This is a genomic window from Sulfurimonas sp. (assembly GCF_023229105.1).
In the GTDB taxonomy this organism is placed as follows: domain Bacteria; phylum Campylobacterota; class Campylobacteria; order Campylobacterales; family Sulfurimonadaceae; genus Sulfurimonas.
This window is the reverse complement of the sequence record NZ_JALNZY010000127.1, coordinates 1-2,943: the sequence shown is the minus strand read 5'-3', so window position 1 is coordinate 2,943 and position 2,943 is coordinate 1. Positions and strand designations below refer to the sequence as shown.

Genomic DNA, 2,943 nt, shown 5'->3' with positions numbered 1-2,943 from the left:
AAAGATATAGATATGATTCGTCAAAGTATTTCTGAGTTAAAACTAAGCACCCCAGAACTCGGATCTATCGTGATAAAGCTCAGTGGCGGATTTGTCATAAAACCAAATCATATCTCACTTGAAGAGGCAATAAAACAGGCCAAAAAAATTCTAGAACATGCTAAGGAGACGGGCGGAGGCAAAATTTCTCAAGTTAGAGATTTAGCACACAGCGAATTATAAAAAAGAGACTTTCACTTTATGTTTGTCAAAACCTAAAACCGCCCTGCTTTTCTCCCCCTCTAAAAGCTTCTTAAACTGCTCTTGAGTAATAACAGGAAGCTCTATCTCTCTGCCTATAACTTTTTGTATCTTTTTTTGCTCCCCGTCAAAAAGCATCAAATCGCTTTTTGTTCTAACTATTAAAAAATCTGCATTACTATCTTTTGCTTCAATAAGAATCTTACCTGCTATCTTGTGAGAAAAATCTTTGCTTACAAGAGTAGAATATGGTGCTAAATCCTCTTGTGAGGACGAGAGTTTGATATAGTTCGCTTTGGATTTTTTTATTACTGTTACACATGAGTTTTTGTTTAAACCTTCAAACTCGGCTATGTTAAATCCGTCAAAAAATTGGGATATTTTTACATCTTCTATTTTAACAGCTTTATTTAAATGTGCACTAATTCCTGAATATGTAACTTTAGGTAACATATTTAGAAGTGACTTTATCTTAATCTCTTTATTTATATCGTAGTTTAAAACTCTGTTTTGAAGTGAAGTATGATACCAAATGCCGTTATCTGCAGAGGAAATAAGCTCAATTATTTCATTTTTTACTTTAGGATTGTGCTCAATAATCTCAGCCGCAATCAAAAGAGCATGGTCTCCTATATAGCTTCTGTTTATTTCATAGGTGTTTGAAGCGAAATAGTCTAACTCATATTTTTTAGCATATCCATCCATCTCCATAGGGGAGATATACTCTTTAAAGAGGACTATTTTTTCAAGATAATCCCTCTTGTCAATAAGTAAATCATTAATTGCTCTGTAGATGCTCAAAGGCTCTATCCTCAGCTCATTAGATGTTTTATCTACTATATCTTTGATAAGCTCACTTACGTTGAGATAGAGTCCATTGATATTTAGATTAAATTCAAGAGTTGCTTCATAGGCAAATTTTTCAAGGCTATTTATTTTATTTAAAAGTTCTAAAACAGTCTCATTTTCTTTATATTTAAGTTTATATTTTTTATAGTATGGTAGATAATCTACTTTTGAATCAAATCTAAATAACTCTATCTCTACTTCTCTCATCATCCTGCTTCCTCTGTTTATGATAAAAATAAGCGTGGAGTATATCACAAAAAGACAAAAACAGAGTGTGTAGATTCTACACTCTCAAATTCGCTACAAGTGTGTTATTATGGAACATTCTGCACTTTTATAACAATCTTTTATCATTCGCAAAGGCTAGAGATTGTACAATCCGCCTTACTTTATTCTTATTAACAAAGGAAAGCTAATGGGTATTCCTATTTATACTTACGATGCAATTGTTGTCGGTGCAGGACTCGCAGGATGCGCCGCTGCAAGAGAGTTACAAAATGCAGGCAAGAAAGTTGCAGTTATTACAAAACTTCATCCACTTAGAAGCCACTCAGGAGCTGCTCAAGGTGGTGTTAATGCTGCTTTTAGTGATCAGGACAGTGTAGAGCTGCACGAATTTGACACAGTTAAAGGGAGTGACTATTTAGCTGATCAAGATGCTGTAGAGTTTATGTGTAAAAATGCACCTGAGACTATCCGCTGGGCAGAGAGAATGGGAGCTGCATTTAGCAGAACTCCTGATGGAAAAATAGCGCAACGTCCTTTTGGAGGACAATCCTCTCCTCGTGCATGTTATGCAAAAGATAGAACGGGGCTTACTCTACTACAAACAATTTATGAACAAGCTTACCGCGTCGGTGTTGAGTTTTGGGATGAGTGGTATGCTGCTGATCTTATCTACAAAGAGGGAAAAGTCTCAGGCGTAGTTGCGTTTAATATACGAGATTTACAAATAGCAATATTCAACGCAAAATCAGTAATGTTTGCAACAGGCGGATACGCAAGAAGCTACAAAATCAACTCAAATGCACACGCTAATACAGGTGATGGACTCTCTATAGTAGCACGTCATGGTCTTCCATTAGAAGACATGGAGTTTGTTCAGTTTCATCCATCGGGGCTTTCTGGAAACGGTGTTTTAATCTCTGAAGCAGCTCGTGGAGAAGGCGGACGTCTTTTTAACTCTCTAGGTGAACGATTTATGGAAAAATATGCTCCAAATGCTATGGAGCTTGCATCTCGCGATGTTGTAAGTCGTGCTATTTTAAACGAGATAAGAGAAGGACGCGGAGTCGGACCGAGAAAAGATGCAGTTTTTATTGACGTGACACATCTTGGACGTGATTTAATCATGGAGAGGCTTCCTGAACTTCGTGAACTTGCTATGACATTCTTGGGTCTAGATATGATAAAAGAACCAATTCTAATCTCAGCAACAGCACACTACTCTATGGGTGGTATTCCGGTAAACATCGCAGGAAATGTTCGCAAAAATAATGACGAATTTGTAGAAGGCTTTTATGCGGCAGGCGAGTGCTCTTGTGTTTCTGTGCATGGTGCAAACCGTCTAGGTGCAAACTCTGTTCTTGAAGCACTTCTGTTTGGTCGTTTTGTCGGTAAAACAATGGCATGCGAAATTGACACGATTACTCTTCGTGAAGCAACACAAGAAGATGCAAAAAGAGCTCTTGGAGAAATTGATTTTATCTTAAACAACAACGGAAACGAGACAATCACACAACTAAGAGAAGAGCTTCAGCAGTGCATGACTATAAATGCAGGTGCGTTTAGAACAAAAGAGACGCTAGAAATTGCAATAGCTAAAGTTAAAGATCTTCGTGCAAGATTTAAAAA

General features: G+C 37.1%; 2 protein-coding genes and 1 pseudogene. 2 read left to right on the top strand and 1 reads right to left on the bottom strand.

Annotated features, from left to right (window positions below; genetic code table 11):
* Positions 1–222, top strand: a pseudogene (locus tag M0Q17_RS11080) (GGDEF domain-containing protein); the annotation flags it as partial.
* On the opposite strand, the gene M0Q17_RS11075 reads toward M0Q17_RS11080, so the two are convergent.
* Entirely contained in the window at positions 217–1,299 is a 1,083-nt protein-coding gene (locus tag M0Q17_RS11075) for a 2Fe-2S iron-sulfur cluster-binding protein (RefSeq protein WP_295086829.1), read from the bottom strand. The pseudogene M0Q17_RS11080 and the gene M0Q17_RS11075 overlap by 6 nt on opposite strands.
* Before the next feature lie 205 nt (positions 1,300–1,504).
* Here M0Q17_RS11075 and M0Q17_RS11070 point away from each other — a divergent pair.
* Positions 1,505–2,943 (top strand): FAD-dependent oxidoreductase (locus M0Q17_RS11070; protein WP_295086827.1); only part of this gene is annotated, 1,439 nt, incomplete at its 3' end.

What these genes read in the sequence shown, in the direction of transcription:
- M0Q17_RS11075 (WP_295086829.1), bottom strand. Translation starts at nt 1,299, where the DNA reads ATGATGAGAGAAGTAGAGATAGAGTTATTTAGATTTGATTCAAAAGTA.